Source organism: Marimonas arenosa, from assembly GCF_030848945.1.
GTDB lineage: Bacteria > Pseudomonadota > Alphaproteobacteria > Rhodobacterales > Rhodobacteraceae > Marimonas > Marimonas arenosa.
The window spans coordinates 206,871-223,054 of the sequence record NZ_JANHAX010000001.1; the positions used below are offsets into that span (position 1 = coordinate 206,871).

Sequence of the window (16,184 nt, forward strand, 5' to 3'; positions counted from 1 at the left end):
CGATCGGGCACCGGACCAGTTCCGGGACGCGTAAACCTGGTCTTCAGGCCGCCAGTTCCACCCAGACCGGCACGTGATCCGAGGGCTTTTCGCGACCGCGCACGTCTTTGTCGATCCGGCAATCGATCAGCAGGTCGGCGCATTGCGGGCTCAGCAGCAGATGGTCGATGCGGATGCCGTCATTGCGGTTCCAGGCGCCGGCCTGGTAATCCCAGAAGCTGTAGTTTTCCGGCGCTTGGTTAACCGCCCGAAAGGCCTCGGTGAAACCGAGGTTCAGGATGCGGCGAAAGGCGGCGCGAGATTCGGGCCGGGCAAGTGCATCCTCGGCCCAGGCTTCCGGCCGGGCGGCGTCCTCGTCCTGTGGAATGACGTTGTAGTCACCTGCCATCAGCACCGGCTCTTCGGTGGCAAGCAGCGCTTGCGCGTGGTCCCGCATCCGCGCCATCCACGCGAGCTTGTAGTCGAATTTCGGTCCCGGGGCCGGGTTGCCGTTCGGCAGGTAGAGCCCGCAGAGCCGCACCGCGACGTCACCGACGACCGTCGCCTCGATCCAGCGCGCCTGCTCGTCCTTGTCATCGCCGGGCAGGCCGCGCGTGACATCCTCGAGTGGCAGTTTCGACAGGATCGCCACGCCGTTGAAACTTTTCTGGCCATGGGTTTCGACGGAATAGCCCATGTCTTCGAAGTGAGAGCGGGGAAAGTTCTCGTCGACCGACTTGATCTCCTGCAGCAGCACCACGTCCGGTTCGGCGTCGGCCAGCCAGTCGCTCAGCGCAGAGATCCGTGCCTTGATACCATTGATGTTGAATGTCGCAATCTTCATGCCGCCTCGGTCCTCCTGAACTGCTTGTAGCCGGTTTCGCAGCGCGGCGGAACGGGATTCGCACCGTTGCCTGCCGACCTTGCCTAACCGGATTCGGGTAGGGCGATTCGGACCTTTTCGGGGCCGGAAGGTGTCTGCCGCCGGGGCCGAGCGCGACGTTATCCACAGGTTTGCGTCCGGCAGGCCGGCGGAACTGGGACACGAAAATCGTGAGAAAACAGCGGTGTAGATCAGAGAAGGGAGAAGTGGAAACTGAAAAACACGCAAAGGTTGAATAACGCTATTTGCAAAACCCGTTAAACGTGTAAGCGTGAAGTCACAGCCAACCAAGAGGAGAGAACTCAATGTCTGCACTTCGCAAAATCGCCCAGGAAACCTTCCAGCCTTCGACCACCAGCCTTCTCGATGGCGATGGTGTCGCGATGTTTTCTTCGGGTGCCGCACCCCGTATGGAAACCAGCCTGATCGGAGGAGACGCCACCGAGATGTTTTCCTCAGGCGCTGCCCCTGCGATAAGCGGCACGTTCGAGGGTGAGGCGACGGGTCTCTTTTCGTCCGGTGCCGCGCCGACCGCCAGCGACATCCGGTCCGGCGACGCGGTAGAAGCGTTTTCGTCGGGCGCCGCGCCGACCGCCAGCGACATCCGGTCCGGTGACGCGGTGGAAGCGTTTTCGTCCGGTGCCGCGCCGACCGCCAGCGACATCCGGTCCGGTGACGCGGTGGAAGCGTTTTCGTCGGGCGCCGCGCCGACCGCCAGCGACGCCCGGTCCGGTGACGCGGTGGAGGCGTTTTCGTCGGGGGCCGCGCCCCGCGCCGAAAGCGAGGCAGTGAACGGCGACGCCACCGAGATGTTCTCGTCGGGCGCCTGATCTTTCAGGCTAAGGAGGCTTCCCCAGAGACGGGGCGCCCGGGGGTGCCCGATCAAGCAGAAAGGACCTGTTCCCATGTCGAACGTCGTGCACCTGAATGTCCCGTCTCGTTCCGACCGCGAGGCCCAGCGCCACGCCGCCCTGCTGCGCAGTTTTGCGCAGCATCGGCGGCTGGGCGATGACGTTTTCTGGCTCAAGGAAAACGCCGAGCTTCTGAATATTCTTGAGTGCACCGGGACCCGGCCCGCCGCGGCGGCGCTGGCCGTACACGAGAAAGTCTATGTCCGGGTGGAACAACGTCTCGGGTTCTTCCCACAATACTACCGCTTTCTGCTGTCAATCTGCCTCGATCTCGAAGACCTGGGGTTCGGTGGTAAAAAGGGCGAAGTTCTGGTCGACTGGGTCGCCGGGGAAGGCCTGGTCGAGGCCGAACTGTCGGATCTCCAGCGTGGCGAGGCCCGTCGCCTGATGCTGCGCCGGGGCGTGGACCCGCTGGCACATGATGACGGGCTCGACGACCGGCTGCGCGGTTTCATCGCCCGTCCGGCCACTTTTGCGCTGCCCAACAAGAAGGCGGCTTACGAGCTGACCCACACCGTCTTCTATCTGTCGGAATACGGCCGCCGTGACCCGCGGATCGATGCGGATACCCGGCAAAGCCTCGATTTCGCCGGCACGCTGGCCTTTCTCGATCAGAATGCCGACCTGCTGGCGGAAATCTGCATCGCCATGCGCTATGCCGGTCTCACCCCACCGCAAATCTGGGAGGACTGGCTGGCGGCTCATTTAAGGGGTTTTGCTGTCGAGCGTGGCGAGCACCTGCCGGTCGGCGACGATTATCACGAGTATTTCGTCTGCAACTGGTTGATGGCGGCCGCCGGCGGCACCGCGTTCACCGGGCGGTTCGAAGAGGGCCGGATGGCCTTTTTTCGCCCGGAGACCGGTTTCGGTCCGCTGCGCGAAATATCGGAATGCATGTTCCACCTCGAAAACCGCACCGGCGACTGGGCCCGGATGCGTGGCGTGGTGGCCGAAAGGTTGTCGGAGGCCGGCCATCGGATCCTGTCGCTGGCCGAGGCCGCAAGCCAGGATTTCGAGCGGTTCTTTTCTGGCTTCGCCCGCACCGGGCTTGGGGCCGGTCTGCCGCCATCCCGGCAGGAGGCGCGGGCATGAAGGGGCTCGTCAGCGGCGGGGCGGGGCTGGTGGTGGCCTACACCGGTTTCATCGCGCTCGCCGACGCGATCACCAAATTTCTGGCCGCCGGTTATGCCGCGCCGCAGATGTATGCGGTCTCGGGCGTGGTGGTGGTGGCGCTTTGCCTCGCTGTGGCCCGGTTCAAGCCCGGGCGCGAACGTCTGCGCACGGTCTGCCGGCGGGCGATGGCGCTGCGTGCCGCAGCTACCGTGCTGGCAACGATCTGCTTTTTCCTCGCCTTCCGCCATTTAGCGTTCGCCGAGGTGTTTCTTTTCATCGGGGTGATGCCGCTTTTCGCGGCGCTGCTGGCGGGGCCGATCCTGGGCGAATACGCAAGCCCCGTCGCCTGGGGCGCACTTTGCACCGGCTTCGTCGGAGTGCTCTGCCTGTTTCCGCAGGGCTTCGCCGGGATGGGTCCGGGCCACGCGATAGCGTTGCTGGCGGCGCTGTTCGGCACGCTGTCGATCGTGCTTTCCCGCTATATCGGTTGCCACGAGTCGAACGGCCTGGCGCAGGTCTTCTACCCGAATCTTGCGCTTCTTTTGGTGATGGCGGCGGCGCTGCCCTTTGTCTGGCGCCCGATGCCACTTGCTGATCTGGCTCTGGCCGTCGGCTATGGTGTCACGCTGTTTGTCGCGCGCTGGTTGCTGGTGCTGGCGCTCCGCGGGCTGGCCGCGCACGCCGTCACTTCGCTGATGAAGCTGCAATTCGTGTGGATGGTGTTGATCGGCGCGTTGGTCTTCGGGGAATGGCCGGGTCCGCTCACCTTTCTCGGGGCCGGCATCGTGGTTCTGTCAGGGCTGTTTCTGGCCTACGAGGATCACCTGCGCCGTGCCCTCGAGGCGCGCCTGGTGCGCGCCTGACGGGCTCAGATCGAGAACGAGGTGCCGCAGCCGCAGGACGAGGTGGCGTTGGGGTTGTCGATCACGAACCGTGCTCCGATCAATTCCTCGGTAAAGTCGATCTTTGCCCCGGCCAGGAAAGGCAGGGAGACCGCATCGACCACCACCTTCTCGCCCTGACCTTCAAGCACGAGATCGTCCGCTTTCGGCTCGTCGAGGTCGATGTTGTATTGAAACCCGGAGCAGCCGCCACCCTCGACGGCGACACGCAGCGCTTTGCCTTCGGCGCCGGCGCCGATCTCGGAAAGGCGGGCAAAGGCGCGGTCGGTCACATTTGGCGGTATCTGCATTTGGGCTCCTCCACGGGCACGTGATCATCGGCAGACGGTTTCCCTCACCTGCGGAATGCAATATATGAAAGGTCAGACGCCCGGACAAGACAGGCAGATCACGTGATGGGCCAGACCGCGCCTTATGCGACCGCGCCGGAGCACAGCCGGGGACGGCTCTATCCCGAACCGGAAAGCGCCTTTCGCTCCTGTTTCCAGCGGGATCGTGACCGCATCATTCATTCCTCGGCGTTTCGGCGCCTGAAACACAAAACTCAGGTCTTCATCGAGCACGAGGGCGACTATTTTCGCACCCGTCTGACCCATTCCATCGAGGTGGCGCAGGTGGCGCGCACGATCGCCGGCTCACTGGGGCTCAATTCCGAGTTGACCGAGGCGGTGGCGTTGGCGCACGACCTGGGCCATACCCCGTTCGGCCATACCGGCGAAGACGCCCTGAACGAATTGATGGCGCCTTTCGGCGGCTTCGACCACAATGCTCAGGCGATCCGCATCGTCACCTCGCTGGAGCGTCACTATGCCGAATGGGACGGGTTGAACCTGACCTGGGAGACACTCGAGGCCATTGCCAAGCACAACGGTCCGGTGACCGGCGATCTTCCCTATGCGCTGGCCGAGTACAACGCCCGGCACGATCTGGAACTCTACACTCATGCCGGGGCCGAGGCTCAGGTGGCAGCGCTTTCAGACGACATCGCCTACAACAATCACGACCTGCATGACGGGCTGCGCGCCAGTCTGTTCACCGTCGCCGAAATCTCGGAATTGCCGATCCTTGCGGACTGTTTCGCCGAGGTCGACCGCAGATACCCGGGGCTGGAAAGCTATCGTCGTCGGCACGAGGCGCTGCGGCGGTTCTTCGGCGTATTGGTCGAGGACGTGATCACTGTCAGCCGCGCCGAGATCACCGCGCTGGCGCCGCAAAGGGTCGAGGATATTCGTGGGGCAGGGCGCATGGTGGTGCGGTTTTCGCCGGGGCTCTGGGCCGATCTCAAACAGATCCGTTCCTTCCTGTTCGAGCGCATGTACCGCGCTCCCAGCGTGGTCGAAATGCGCACCAAGGTCACGCAGGTGGTGCGCGATCTGTTTCCGCTTTATCTCTCGCGCCCCGATCTTCTGCCACGGCGTTGGCGCGAGGACGTCGCCGCGGCGGCCGACGAGGTGGCGCTGGCGCGGATCGTGGCCGACTACATCAGCGGCATGACGGATCGTTTCGCGCTGCAGGCGCACGAGCGGCTATGCGGCTGAGTCCGGCGACGACCCGGCCCAGCGGCGCGGTGGCGCGGGTGTAAAGGCAGCTTGCTCCGCGCAACACCGGCGCGGCGCCGCAGCCGAGCTTGAACCGGGCCAGCCCGGCACCGCGCTCGGTCTCGATCGGGCCGAGGTCGATCCGCGCCACGCCTTGCCCGGCCAACCAGGTCGCCGCCTGCCACAGGATCAGGTTATGGGCGGCCCGTGCCCGACCCGCCGACGTGAGATGGCCGATGTGATAGCTCGCCGCGCCCTCGTGAACCAGGAACAGCATCGCCCCCAACCGCTCGCCGCCGGCATGGGCAATGAACAGCTGCGCCTGATCCGGGGCAATCTGTGCCGCCGTGGCGGTGAAGGTGAGCGGCAGCCCGCGATAACCGCGCGCACGCCGCTGCGCCGCCTCCGCCTGCAGAAGCCAACCGTGGCGGCGGGCCGAAAAGCGGGCGCGCGTGACCCGCACCCCCGCCGCCTCGGCCCGGACCAGCCGGTTGCGCCACTTGCCCTTGATCCGCGCCCGGCGCTGCGCCTCCGTCGCGGTGAGGTCGAGCTGCGCCTCATATCCGCCGGTTATCAGCGGCAGGTGGCCTTCGGTGCGCAGGATCTTCTCTTCCAGCGGCGTCGCGCAATTCGTGATCAGCGCGCCGATGCCTTGCCGGCGCAGCAAACGAGGCAGGTCGTACAGCGCCTCGCGCCGCTCGGTGATCGAGGCGTTCTGTCGCCAGCGTGGTCCCCCCGGCATGAGAGCCAGCACTCCCAGCGGCCCGGCGCGGCGCAGGATCAGCGTTGCCCGACCGCTATCACCCAGCTGAACCATGTGGCAGTTGCGCCCCAGGGCCTGCAGCACCTCGCGGTACAGCCGCGATTGCGCCAGGCCGGGCGGGGTCAGACGACGGCCGCCGAGGATCGGGGAGTGAAAACTCATGCCCCCATTAACCCGGACATAACCTAAATCACGGTTAACTCCTGCCATGAAACGTCAGCCTGCCGCCGTCTACGGCCACCGCCTGGCCGCCGCCCGCCCAACGCTCTGGGTGCCGGCCCTGCTCGCCGGTCTGCTGTCGCTGCCGGTTGTCGCGGCGATGGTGTTCGGTGGGTTGTTCTGAAACAGACAAGGCCACCCGCGCGGGGTGGCCTTTTCCATCGCGGGCAGTTTCCAGTCGCGGGATCAGAACGGGATTTCGTCGTCGTAGTCGCGGCTCGGGGCGCTGCCGCCCGTCGAGCCGCTGTCATAGCCGCCGCCGACATCGCCACCCGAGGATCCGCCGTCATAGTCGCCGCCGCCACCGCCGCCGCCGCGCGAGTCGAGCAGCGTCAGTTCACCGCGATAGGGCCGCAGCACCACCTCGGTCGAGTAACGATCCTGGCCCGACTGGTCCTGCCATTTGCGGGTTTCGAGCTGGCCTTCGATATAAACTTTCGAGCCCTTGCGCAGATATTGCTCGGCAATCCGCACCAGCGGCTCGGAAAAGATCGCCACCGTGTGCCACTCGGTTTTTTCGCGCCGCTCGCCGGTGTTGCGGTCTTTCCATTGCTCGGACGTGGCAATCCGCAGGTTGCAGACCTTGCCGCCGTTCTGGAAGGTGCGCACCTCCGGATCCCGGCCGAGATTGCCAATCAGAATTACCTTGTTCACCGAGCCGGCCATCGCGTTCTCCTCAAGAATCCTCTCCAGTCGTTACTCCGGTTACACCACTGCAAAAGCGTGAAGGAAAGCTTAAAGTTTGAGATGAATCGTTCCGCTCCCGTGCCGGCAAAGGCCTGCCCGGGGCGAAATTACGCCGCCGCGACGACGCGGTCTGGCAAAATCAGTGAAATTATGTATAACCCGGACAAACGCATTTTGGGGGCGATGTGATCATGCGTGGTGTGATTTTCCTGTCGGCGGTCCTGGCCATGTCTGTGCCTTTGGGGGCAAAGGCTGACATCTTCTCGACCAAGCAGCGGTCGAAACTCTTCAAATCCCAGACCAAGGTATTGGATAGCCGCGCGTCGAGCCAGTACAAGGCATCCGTGCGGCTGCAGCCGCCCAGCGTCGACACGCCCACCAAATGGGGCAATTCCAAGAGCTACAATGGCAAGTATCGCGGGCCCTACCTGAGCATGGCCAAGGCCGCGGCGGCGCGCCACGGCGTACCGTCCGACCTGTTCCTGCGGCTGGTGCACCAGGAGTCGGGCTGGCGGGCGACGGCGAAATCGCACAAGGGCGCGATCGGGCTGGCGCAGCTGATGCCGGGCACGGCGCGCACGCTGGGGGTCAACCCGCATGACCCGTATGAAAACCTCGATGGTGGCGCCCGTTACCTGAAGCAGCAGTATCGCAAGTTCGGCTCCTGGCGGCTGGCACTGGCGGCCTACAATGCCGGGCCGAAGGCGGTGGAGAAATATGGCGGCGTGCCGCCCTACAAAGAGACCCGCAACTACGTGAAGGTGATCTGGGGCAGCTGAACGGGCCCCCGCTGACGAACAAGGCCGGGGAGAGTCCCGGCCTTTGTCGTTTCAGGTATCGGTCAGTTCCTTTTCGTGCAGCCAGGCCGCCTGGCGTGGCGCCCGCTTGGTGCGCGACCATTCCTCGAGCATCTCTTCCTTGACCTCGGCCGCCTTGGCCGCCATCGCCGCGGCTTCCGGGTCGTCATAGGCCAGTTCGATCCGGTGACCATTGGGGTCGAAGAAATAGATCGAGTGGAAGACCGAGTGGTCGGTCACGCCGAGGACCTCGACACCGTTGGCCTCGAGATGCTCCTTATAGGCGACCAGCGTGTCGCGATCCTTCACCTTCAGCGCCAGGTGCTGCACCCAGACTGGCGTGTTTTCGTCGCGGCCCATCGCGGGCTTGGTCGGCAGCTCGAAGAACGCCAGCACGTTGCCGTTGCCGGCATCGAGGAAGATATGCATGTAGGGGTCCGGCTCATGCGTGGACGGCACGAAGTTTTCGGCGAAGGCCAACGTGTAATCCATGTTGAGCATCTTTTTGTACCACTCGACCGTTTCCTTGGCGTCCTTGCACCGATAGGCGACGTGGTGAATCTGTTCGATCTTCAGTTCGGGCTTCATCTCGGGCGCTCCTTGTCCTGACTGTCCGGCGCACGGATAGTGGTTGCATTTGTAACCATCAAGGGAAATTGCCGCTGATGGTGAATTGACGCTGAACGGCGTCATATTCTCGCCAGAGTTGCGTGCTAGCACGCGATACAAGACGCCACGACCAAGGGGACCTGGCCATGAACGAGATCGAATGCGCCTGGGCGCAGCGGCGCATCAGCGAAGCATTTCTGAGTGCTTATCCTGACGAACCGGTGGCGATCCAGGCCCGCTGGCTCGAGGGTCAGGGACAGGACGCGATCGCGAACTGCATCCTTGCATCCGACGGCGCGGGCGCTGCAGGCGACGAGGACTATCTCCTCTGGCTGGTCGACCGCAAACTCGACCGGGCCAACGCGATTCGGCTGTTCTGGAAACTCTATCGGCCCGCGTCCTATGCCGCGAACCATGCCGGCGCGATTGCCGACACCTCGGACGATCCCCGGTTGCTGGCCGCCGCTGAAGTGGTCATCGACCGGTTCGAGCGGGGGTACTATCCCGAGGGTGAACTGGGTCTGTCCGAGGACGAGGCGCGGCGTTACCAGTTGGACTGGGAGGGCGGGCTCGCCGCGGCAACCGGTAAGGGGTTCGACCCCGATCACCATGCCCGCTATCGCATTCCCGCGGCCTTTTTTCGGCCGCTGCCGGGGCGGCCGGTGGCCGACGAGCCAGAGATCGGATCGCCCCCGACGCTGCCGTCGAACGGATCGCCAAGCGAAACGGCCGGGGAGGTCGGTGCCGTTATCGGGATGATGCAACAACGCGCCCGGGCCGGAAGCGACCACCAGTTCGGCACAGTGACCGACGGGACTACCGCGGAGAAATCGGATCGCCGAGACATTTATCTCATGTGCGGAGCCATCGCTCTCGTCGGGGTTTGGGCGATCGCCCAGTTCACCGAAGGCGGTTAAGGCTCCCGGATCTCGGCCCTGCCGGGCCGTCTCTGCCGGCAAGGCGGGCGGCGGGTTATTCCGCCGCCGTCGCCGTCGCCAACTTGATCACCGGCGTCATCTTGGCCAACTCCTCGTCGGACAGATGACACTTGATCTGGTGGCTGTCTGACAACTGGCGCACGGGCGGCACTTCCTTGTCGCAGAGCCCTCCCGCAACCTTGTCTTTCCAGCGGCAGCGGGTCTGGAACGGGCAGCCCGGCGGCGGGTTCATCGCCGAAGGAATGTCGCCCTCGAGCACGATATGCTCTTTTTCGACGTGGGTGTCGGCAATCGGCACGGCCGAGAGCAGTGCCTCGGTATAGGGGTGATAGGGCGGCGCGAACACGTCATCGGTCGAGCCCAGCTCGACGACATGGCCGAGATACATCACCATCACCCGGTCCGAGAGATAACGCACGATCGACAGATCGTGGGAAATGAACAGCAACGTCGTCTTCTCTTCGCGCTGGATCTCCATCAGCAGATCGGTCACAGCGGCCTGCACCGACACGTCGAGCGCCGAAACCGGCTCGTCCGCCACCACGATCCGCGCCCCGCCGGCGAAGGCCCGGGCGATGCCGACGCGCTGTTTCTGCCCGCCCGAGAGCTGCCGCGGCATGCGGTCGGCAAAGGCGCGGGGCAGTTTTACCAGGTCGAGCAGCTTCAACATCCGATCGCGCCGGTCGGCATCGCCGTCTCCGATGTTGAAAATCTCCAGTGCCCGAATGATCTGCCGGCCGACGCTCATCGACGGGTTCAGCGTGTCGAACGGGTTCTGGAACACCATCTGAACATCGGCCACGGTCTGGGTATCGCGGTGGTTGATGGGAATATCCTGGATCGGCTTGCCGTCCAGCTCGATGATCCCGTCGGTCGCAGTCTCCAGCCCCATCAGCACCTTGGCGAAGGTCGACTTGCCGCAGCCCGATTCGCCCACGATGGCCAGTGTTTCGGATTCGCGCGCCTCGAACGAAAGTGTTTCGTTGGCCTTGACCACCCGGGTTTCGCCGCCGCCGAACAGGGCATTGGCCGCGACTTCATAATATTTCTTCAGCTTGTCCATTTTGAGGACAACCCTGCCGATCTCGCCTTTTTGCTTGGTATCGGCCTTGGTGATCGGTGCGTTCCAGTCGATCTCGCGGAATTTCACGCAGCGTGATTCATGCTGCCCGTCACCGTCGACATCATCCATCGGGATGATGCCATGGTCGCAACGTCCGGCCTCGAAATAGTCGCAGCGTGGCCCGAAGTTGCAGCCGGGAGGGCGTTCGTGCGGCAGCGGGAAGTTGCCGGGAATGGCGACCAGCGGCCGCGCGTTCTTGTCGGCGCCCGGAAGCGGGATCGAGCGGAACAGCGCCTGGGTATAGGGATGCTGCATCTTGTTGAACACGGTTTCGATATCGCCGCGTTCCACCGCCTCGCCGGAATACATCACGCAGATCCGGTCGCAGGTTTCCAGCACCAGCCCGAGGTTGTGGCTGATGAACAGCATCGAGGTGCCGTATTTCTTGCCCAGGTCCTTGACCAGTTCCACCACCGCCGCCTCGACGGTCACGTCAAGCGCGGTGGTCGGCTCGTCGAGGATCAGCAAGCTTGGCTTGCTCATCAGCGCCATGGCGATGACGATACGTTGCTGTTGCCCGCCGGAAAGCTGGTGCGGAAAGCTCTTCAGCATCCGCTCAGGATCGGGCAGCTTCACATCCGTCACCACCTCCAGCGCCCGCTGATAGGCCTCGTGCTCGCTCAGCCCCTCGTGGATCATCGGCACTTCCATCAGCTGCTTGCCGATCCGCATGGCGGGGTTGAGGCTGGCCATCGGCTCCTGATAGATCATCGCGATCTCGTTGCCGCGGATGTCGCGTAGCTCTTCCTCGCTCATCCGCTCCATGTCGCGGCCCTTGAACTTGATCGAGCCGCCGACGATGCGGCCGTTCTTGCCGAGGTCACGCATCACCCCCAGAGCCACGGTCGACTTGCCGCAACCGCTTTCGCCCACCAGGCCCACGGCCTCGCCCGGCGCCACCTTGACCGAGAAATCCATCACCGCCGGGATCTCGCGCAGCCGGGTGAAGAAGGAAATCGACAGCTTGTCGATTTCCAGGATGTGTTCGAAGTTGTCATGTATCTTCGACATGTGTTCTTACTCCCTGTTCGGGGCCCGGGCCGCGCCCCCAAGGGCGCGGCCCGACAGCACCGTCAGTCCTTCAGACTTTCTTCGCGCAAGCCATCGGCCAGCAGGTTCAGACCCAGCACCAGGGTCAGAAGCGCAAAGGCCGGTGGCAGGGCAGGGTGGGGATAGACCGACAGCAGTTTGCGGCCCTCGTTGATGGTCGACCCCCAGTCGGGGCTTTCCGGCGGCAGCCCGAGGCCGAAGAAACCCAAGGTTCCCAGAAGGATGGTGGTGTAACCGATGCGCAGGCAGAAATCGACGATCAGCGGCCCGCGCGCATTGGGCAGGATCTCCCACAGCATGATATACCACGGGCCCTCGCCGCGGGTCTGCGCCGCGGCGACATAGTCGCGGGTCTGGATATCCAGCGTCAGCCCGCGCACGATCCGGAACACCGTGGGCGAGTTGACGAACACCACCGAGACGAAGACCACAAGGATGCCGCCGGGGATGTCGAAGAAATCGATCGGCCAGAAGCGGATCTGCGAATTGGCGCCGGAATCATTGATCGCCGAGGCATAGAACAGGAACAGCGGGATCAGCACCGCGGCGAGCCAGACATAGTTCTTCTGTGGTTGGATGCGGAACCGCGAGTTGATCAGCACCGCGCAGAAGATCAGCGGGAAGATGAACAGCACCGCCGCCATGTATTGCGGCAGCCCCGTCGCCACGATCTCGGGCGTCACCAGCAGATAGAACAGCAGGATCACCGGGAAGGCGAGGATCAGGTTGGCCAAAAAGCTCAGGAACGTGTCGAGCTTGCCGCCGTAATACCCGGCGGGCAGGCCCAGCGTGATGCCGACCATGAAGGCAAACAGCGTCGCTAGCGGCGCGATGCGGATCACGATCACGCTGCCTTCGACCATCCGGCTGAAGACGTCGCGCGCCAGGTTGTCGCCACCCAGCAGGTAGAACGGGTATTCCGCCATTTCTGCGCCGCGCAGCGGCGTGCCCGGCAGCTTGTTCTTCATCCCCGACACCTGGTCGAGCGGCGCGTGCGTGGCGATCAGGTCGAACAGCCCGACGAAGACCGCGGTGAACACCCAGAACATCACCAGGCCAAACCCGATCATGCCGATGGTGCTGTCGAACAGCTTGCCGTAAAGTCCCAGCTTGCGCTTGTAGTGGATCGACAGCGCGTAAAGCACCACCAACGCCGTCCAGACCGGCCAGAACCGCACCACGATCGACGCCAGGATGCCCCGGGTCTCGATCGCGCTGACCCATTTCTGATGCGCCATTTCCTCTGCCGGTGGCATCGCGCCTTCGTCGAGCCCGGCCAGCCAGGCGTCGTAGCCCGAGCCCTGCCAGATCAGCGTCACCGCCAGCCACAGCAGGACAAGGGCGCCGACGATATAAACCGACCATTTGAACAGCACGCCCATGAACGCAGCCGGGTCGTCGAAGAATGTGCCCATGAAATAGCTGAGCATCGCCGCGAAGATCCCCAGAAGCGCGATCACCAGAAGGATCCTGCCGAGGGTGGACAGCGACATGCCGCCGTCTTCGCTGCCGGTGAGTCCGGAATAGACATACAAGAAGCCAACGAACAGCAGCAGCAGAACCGCGATGCCGTTGACCAGCGAAAAGCTCGCATGCGCCGATGAACCGGTGAAGGCCAGAAGCGCTGCGCACAGTCCCGCGACGACCGCCAAGGTGATGAAGACCATCAGCAGGGGGGCGAAGCTCGCGCCGTAGGCGCCGAACCAGGTGAGTTGTTCCATGCTCTCGTTCCCCTTACGAAATCCGGATGCGCGGGTTCAGGAACACATAGCCGATATCCGAAATCAGCTGCGTGATCAGAACCACCACGACCGAGACCACCGAGACGCCCAGGAGGAGCTCGATGTCGTTGTTGCTTGCGGCCTGCACCAGCGTCCAGCCGAAGCCCTTGTAGTTGAACAGGGTCTCGACGATCACCACCCCGTTCAGAAGCCAGGGGATCTGCAGCATGATCACGGTGAAGGGGGCGATCAACGCGTTCCTGAGCGCGTGCTTCATCACGATGTTGCGGAAGCTCACGCCCTTGAGACGGGCAGTGCGGATGTATTGCGCGGTCATCACCTCGGCCATCGAGGCCCGCGTCATCCGCGCGATATAGCCCATGCCGTAGAGCGAGATCGTCAGCACCGGCAGGAAGAAGTTGTTGAAGTCGGCGTTCTCCATTGCCGCCGTCGCCGTGCCCTTGAACAGGGTCTTGCCCTCGATCAGGCCCCATTCCGCCAGCATCGGCGACAAGCCGTAGCGGGTCGACGCCAGCAGGGCGATGAAGATCACGCCCGAGACGTATTCCGGTGTCGCCGTGGTTATGATCGAAACCGATGACAGCGTGCGGTCGGTGCGCGAACCCTCGCGCATCCCGGCCAGCACGCCGACGATCAACGCCGTAGGGACCATCAGCAGCATCACGAACAGCATCAGCTTGCCGGTCAGCCCCAATCGCGTGCCGATGATCGAGGCGACCTCGTCCTTGAACACGGTCGACCAGCCCCAATAGCCCTGCAGGATGCCGCAATAGTTCGGTGCGTCCTCGGGGGCGACGCCGGGGTCGATGCAGCGCCCGGTCACCTTGCCGTTGGCGTCGGTGTACCGGTAGGACGGCACGACGCCGAGCCATTCGGCGTATTTTTTCGGCGTCGACTGCAGGTAACCGCCCTTTTCCAGCCACGAGGCGACGGCCTCGTCTGTCATGCGGAAGTTGCCCTGTGTCTTGGCGAGTTTCTCGAGGTTCGGGTAGAGGTTCGTCATGAAAAACACGACGAAGGTCAGGCACAAGGCCGTCAGAATCATCACCCCGACCCGGCGTAGAATGAACAGTCCCATTGGTTGCCCCCGTTGGTGGCAGACGACCCGTTTGACAGGCCTGTTTCTGGAGACGCGCTCTTGACGGCGCGTTGATCCGGTGGGGGCGCACCCTTGCGGATGCGCCCCGTGTTACGGCCTCAGACCTGGGTGGAGAACCACTTGTAGATCTGCGGCAGGTAGGCGATGTGCATGTCGCAGCCGCCCACGTTGTCGTTGAAGTGGCGATAGAGCGAGCGCCAGTAAGGCTGGATCGTCACCCCGTCCTCGACCAGGATCGCCTGCAGCTTGCCCGCGATCTCACGGCGCTTTTCGGCATCGGCGATCGCGTTGGCCTCGGCCAGCAACGTGTCGAATTCCGGGTTGGCATAGCCGAACTCGTTCCATGCCTCACCCGAGCGATACGCCAGACCCCAGACCTGGGTGGCCAGCGGGCGGTGGTTCCAGTTGGTCGAGCTGAACGCGTATTTCGTCCAGTCGTTCCAGAACGTGCTGCCCGGCAGGATGGTGCGCTTGACCTTGATGCCGGCGTCGCGCAGCTGCGCGGCCACCGCATCGGTGGTGTTTTTGCGCCAGTCGTCGTCGATCGAGTGCAGTTCGATCTCGACATCGGTCATGCCGGCAGCGTCCCAAAGCTCCTTGGCCTTGGCCGGGTCATGCGGCATGCGGCCGACATTGGGGTCGGTCTCGGGGTGCACCGGTGCGGCGTGGTGGTTGTCGGCCGGGATGCCGTTGCCGGCGTTGCCGAGCTCGAGGCAGATGGCGTTGTCGACGGCCATGGCCAGGGCTTGGCGGGCGCGCTTGTCGCCATAGATCTTGTTGCCGTTCTCGTCTTCGGCCAGTTGGTTGGGCCGGACAACGATGGTTGACCCGGTGGCGATCTCCGACTTGTTCCAGCCGAGCCCGTCCATGATGTCGACATAGTCGCCCACGGTCTCCCAGAACATATCAACCTCTTCGGCCTCGGCGGCAGCCACCCAGGCGGCCGGGTCGGTGCCGTAGTCGATATACTCGATCCGGTCGAGGTAGAAGCCGCCTTCCTCGAAGGCCTCGTCGCCCCACCACGGGTGGCCCGACTTGACCAGCACGGCCTTAACGCCCACTTCCAGGGTGTCCACCTTCATCGGGCCGGTGCCGATCAGCGAGCCAAGGTCTGCCGCCGCATCGAAGCTGGAATGGATGATCGCCGCGGGATAGTCCGCCATGCCCGGAATAATCGTGATGTCCGGGCTCGAGCATTTCAGCTTGACGGTGTGGCTGTCGACCACGGTGATTGCGCCGTCGGCGGCCTTCCCGGAATCGGCGTCGATCAATGACGCCATACGGCCGGCCATCGAGTTGCCCTCGACCGACTTGTCGCACCAGCCTTCGATGTTGCGGGCGACGTCCTCGGCGGTGAAGTCGTCACCGTTGTTCCACTTCACGCCCTTGCGCACGTTAAGAGTGTACTCGGTGGCGTCGTCGTTGACCTCCCAGCTTTCGACCAACATGCCGCGGAACGAGCCGTCGCTGTTGTATTCGACGAGATATTCCAGCGTGCCAGCGGAAAGCGCAGCGATCTGCGTCCAGTCGAACGTGCGCGGATCCTTGTAGGCGCGCACTTCCATCTGCATGCGCGCAGTGCCGCCGCGCTTCGGTGCGCCGTGCGACGCGGCCCTGACCGGTGTCTCAAGCCCGAGAAGGCCATAGGCTGCCGTCGCGCTCACCCCGAGCGCGGTGGTGCGGGTCAGGAACTCGCGGCGGCTCAGTTGGCCGGCCTTGACCTCCTCGGCATACATGTATGCCGCCTTGTGGATCGGTTGCCCGGTGGATGTTTTGGTCATCATGTTCTCCCTGTGACACGTTTGTTCGTATCGGGTCGGGAGAAATTGCG

Annotated in this window: 16 protein-coding genes; 7 read left to right on the forward strand and 9 right to left on the reverse strand. The window is 63.8% G+C overall.

The features are described 5' to 3' along the window. Positions 1–43: 43 nt before the first annotated feature. On the reverse strand, positions 44–823 hold the full coding sequence (gene xth, locus NO357_RS01060; protein ID WP_306733754.1) for an exodeoxyribonuclease III: 780 nt from the start codon (positions 821–823) through the stop codon (positions 44–46). Between the two features lie 344 nt (positions 824–1,167). Here xth and NO357_RS01065 point away from each other — a divergent pair, with 344 nt between their 5' ends. The 3 genes from NO357_RS01065 to NO357_RS01075 all read left to right on the forward strand — a co-directional run bounded on the left by NO357_RS01065 (position 1,168) and on the right by NO357_RS01075 (position 3,749). Continuing rightward, positions 1,168–1,692, forward strand: coding sequence for a DUF6749 domain-containing protein (locus NO357_RS01065; RefSeq protein ID WP_306733755.1), 525 nt, complete (start codon positions 1,168–1,170; stop codon positions 1,690–1,692). 75 nt (positions 1,693–1,767) lie between these two features. Further along, positions 1,768–2,865 (forward strand): DUF6902 family protein, encoded by a 1,098-nt coding sequence (locus NO357_RS01070; RefSeq protein WP_306733756.1) that lies wholly within the window; start codon positions 1,768–1,770, stop codon positions 2,863–2,865. Further along, a complete protein-coding gene (locus tag NO357_RS01075; protein WP_306733757.1) occupies positions 2,862–3,749 on the forward strand; it encodes a DMT family transporter in 888 nt (295 codons plus the stop codon). Before NO357_RS01070 ends, NO357_RS01075 begins: the two co-directional genes overlap by 4 nt. 5 nt (positions 3,750–3,754) lie before the next feature. Here the strand turns inward: NO357_RS01075 and NO357_RS01080 are convergent, their stop codons facing one another. Continuing rightward, a complete protein-coding gene (locus NO357_RS01080) occupies positions 3,755–4,078 on the reverse strand; it encodes a HesB/IscA family protein (protein WP_306733758.1) in 324 nt (107 codons plus the stop codon). A gap of 105 nt (positions 4,079–4,183) precedes the next feature. Here NO357_RS01080 and NO357_RS01085 point away from each other — a divergent pair, with 105 nt between their 5' ends. Continuing rightward, the gene (locus NO357_RS01085) at positions 4,184–5,326 is read left to right on the forward strand and encodes a deoxyguanosinetriphosphate triphosphohydrolase (protein WP_306734752.1); all 1,143 of its coding nucleotides are present in this window, start codon (positions 4,184–4,186) and stop codon (positions 5,324–5,326) included. Here the strand turns inward: NO357_RS01085 and NO357_RS01090 are convergent. Next, a complete protein-coding gene (locus NO357_RS01090) occupies positions 5,271–6,251 on the reverse strand; it encodes a GNAT family N-acetyltransferase (RefSeq protein ID WP_306733759.1) in 981 nt (326 codons plus the stop codon). The two genes, NO357_RS01085 and NO357_RS01090, sit on opposite strands and share 56 nt — an antisense overlap. A 46-nt stretch (positions 6,252–6,297) precedes the next feature. On the opposite strand from NO357_RS01090, the gene NO357_RS01095 reads away from it, so the two are divergent. After that, entirely contained in the window at positions 6,298–6,432 is a 135-nt protein-coding gene (locus NO357_RS01095; protein ID WP_306733760.1) for a hypothetical protein, read from the forward strand. A 62-nt stretch (positions 6,433–6,494) separates the two neighbouring features. On the opposite strand, the gene ssb is transcribed toward NO357_RS01095, so the two are convergent. Then, positions 6,495–6,974 carry a single-stranded DNA-binding protein gene (ssb, locus tag NO357_RS01100; RefSeq protein WP_306733761.1) on the reverse strand — a complete coding sequence of 160 codons (480 nt, stop codon included), beginning with the start codon at positions 6,972–6,974 and terminating at the stop codon, positions 6,495–6,497. 212 nt (positions 6,975–7,186) lie between these two features. On the opposite strand from ssb, the gene NO357_RS01105 reads away from it, so the two are divergent. Next, a complete protein-coding gene (locus NO357_RS01105) occupies positions 7,187–7,774 on the forward strand; it encodes a lytic transglycosylase domain-containing protein (RefSeq protein WP_306733762.1) in 588 nt (195 codons plus the stop codon). 51 nt (positions 7,775–7,825) lie between these two features. Here NO357_RS01105 and NO357_RS01110 read toward each other — a convergent pair whose 3' ends face one another. Continuing rightward, a complete protein-coding gene (locus tag NO357_RS01110) occupies positions 7,826–8,368 on the reverse strand; it encodes a VOC family protein (RefSeq protein ID WP_306734753.1) in 543 nt (180 codons plus the stop codon). A gap of 179 nt (positions 8,369–8,547) precedes the next feature. Between NO357_RS01110 and NO357_RS01115 the strand changes: the two genes are divergently transcribed. Beyond that, positions 8,548–9,318, forward strand: coding sequence for a hypothetical protein (locus NO357_RS01115; RefSeq protein WP_306733763.1), 771 nt, complete (start codon positions 8,548–8,550; stop codon positions 9,316–9,318). 55 nt (positions 9,319–9,373) lie between these two features. On the opposite strand, the gene NO357_RS01120 is transcribed toward NO357_RS01115, so the two are convergent. The 4 genes from NO357_RS01120 to NO357_RS01135 form a co-directional block, all read right to left on the reverse strand. Beyond that, positions 9,374–11,473 carry a dipeptide ABC transporter ATP-binding protein gene (locus NO357_RS01120; RefSeq protein WP_306733764.1) on the reverse strand — a complete coding sequence of 700 codons (2,100 nt, stop codon included), beginning with the start codon at positions 11,471–11,473 and terminating at the stop codon, positions 9,374–9,376. 62 nt (positions 11,474–11,535) lie between these two features. Then, a complete protein-coding gene (locus tag NO357_RS01125) occupies positions 11,536–13,233 on the reverse strand; it encodes an ABC transporter permease (protein WP_306733765.1) in 1,698 nt (565 codons plus the stop codon). Between the two features lie 13 nt (positions 13,234–13,246). Further along, positions 13,247–14,332 (reverse strand): ABC transporter permease, encoded by a 1,086-nt coding sequence (locus NO357_RS01130; protein ID WP_306733766.1) that lies wholly within the window; start codon positions 14,330–14,332, stop codon positions 13,247–13,249. A 119-nt stretch (positions 14,333–14,451) separates the two neighbouring features. Further along, positions 14,452–16,134, reverse strand: a complete 1,683-nt coding sequence (locus NO357_RS01135; RefSeq protein ID WP_306733767.1) for an ABC transporter substrate-binding protein — start codon at positions 16,132–16,134, stop codon at positions 14,452–14,454. Positions 16,135–16,184 lie beyond the last annotated feature (50 nt).

Excerpts from the sequence above, each read along its gene's own strand:
- NO357_RS01075 (WP_306733757.1), top strand. The coding sequence starts at position 2,862 with ATGAAGGGGCTCGTCAGCGGCGGGGCGGGGCTGGTGGTGGCCTACACC.
- ssb (WP_306733761.1), bottom strand. The coding sequence starts at position 6,974 with ATGGCCGGCTCGGTGAACAAGGTAATTCTGATTGGCAATCTCGGCCGG.
- NO357_RS01125 (WP_306733765.1), bottom strand. The coding sequence starts at position 13,233 with ATGGAACAACTCACCTGGTTCGGCGCCTACGGCGCGAGCTTCGCCCCC.
- NO357_RS01105 (WP_306733762.1), top strand. The coding sequence starts at position 7,187 with ATGCGTGGTGTGATTTTCCTGTCGGCGGTCCTGGCCATGTCTGTGCCT.
- NO357_RS01065 (WP_306733755.1), top strand. The coding sequence starts at position 1,168 with ATGTCTGCACTTCGCAAAATCGCCCAGGAAACCTTCCAGCCTTCGACC.
- NO357_RS01135 (WP_306733767.1), bottom strand. The coding sequence starts at position 16,134 with ATGACCAAAACATCCACCGGGCAACCGATCCACAAGGCGGCATACATG.
- xth (WP_306733754.1), bottom strand. The coding sequence starts at position 823 with ATGAAGATTGCGACATTCAACATCAATGGTATCAAGGCACGGATCTCT.
- NO357_RS01095 (WP_306733760.1), top strand. The coding sequence starts at position 6,298 with ATGAAACGTCAGCCTGCCGCCGTCTACGGCCACCGCCTGGCCGCCGCC.
- NO357_RS01070 (WP_306733756.1), top strand. The coding sequence starts at position 1,768 with ATGTCGAACGTCGTGCACCTGAATGTCCCGTCTCGTTCCGACCGCGAG.
- NO357_RS01120 (WP_306733764.1), bottom strand. The coding sequence starts at position 11,473 with ATGTCGAAGATACATGACAACTTCGAACACATCCTGGAAATCGACAAG.
- NO357_RS01115 (WP_306733763.1), top strand. The coding sequence starts at position 8,548 with ATGAACGAGATCGAATGCGCCTGGGCGCAGCGGCGCATCAGCGAAGCA.
- NO357_RS01080 (WP_306733758.1), bottom strand. The coding sequence starts at position 4,078 with ATGCAGATACCGCCAAATGTGACCGACCGCGCCTTTGCCCGCCTTTCC.
- NO357_RS01130 (WP_306733766.1), bottom strand. The coding sequence starts at position 14,332 with ATGGGACTGTTCATTCTACGCCGGGTCGGGGTGATGATTCTGACGGCC.
- NO357_RS01085 (WP_306734752.1), top strand. The coding sequence starts at position 4,184 with ATGGGCCAGACCGCGCCTTATGCGACCGCGCCGGAGCACAGCCGGGGA.
- NO357_RS01090 (WP_306733759.1), bottom strand. The coding sequence starts at position 6,251 with ATGAGTTTTCACTCCCCGATCCTCGGCGGCCGTCGTCTGACCCCGCCC.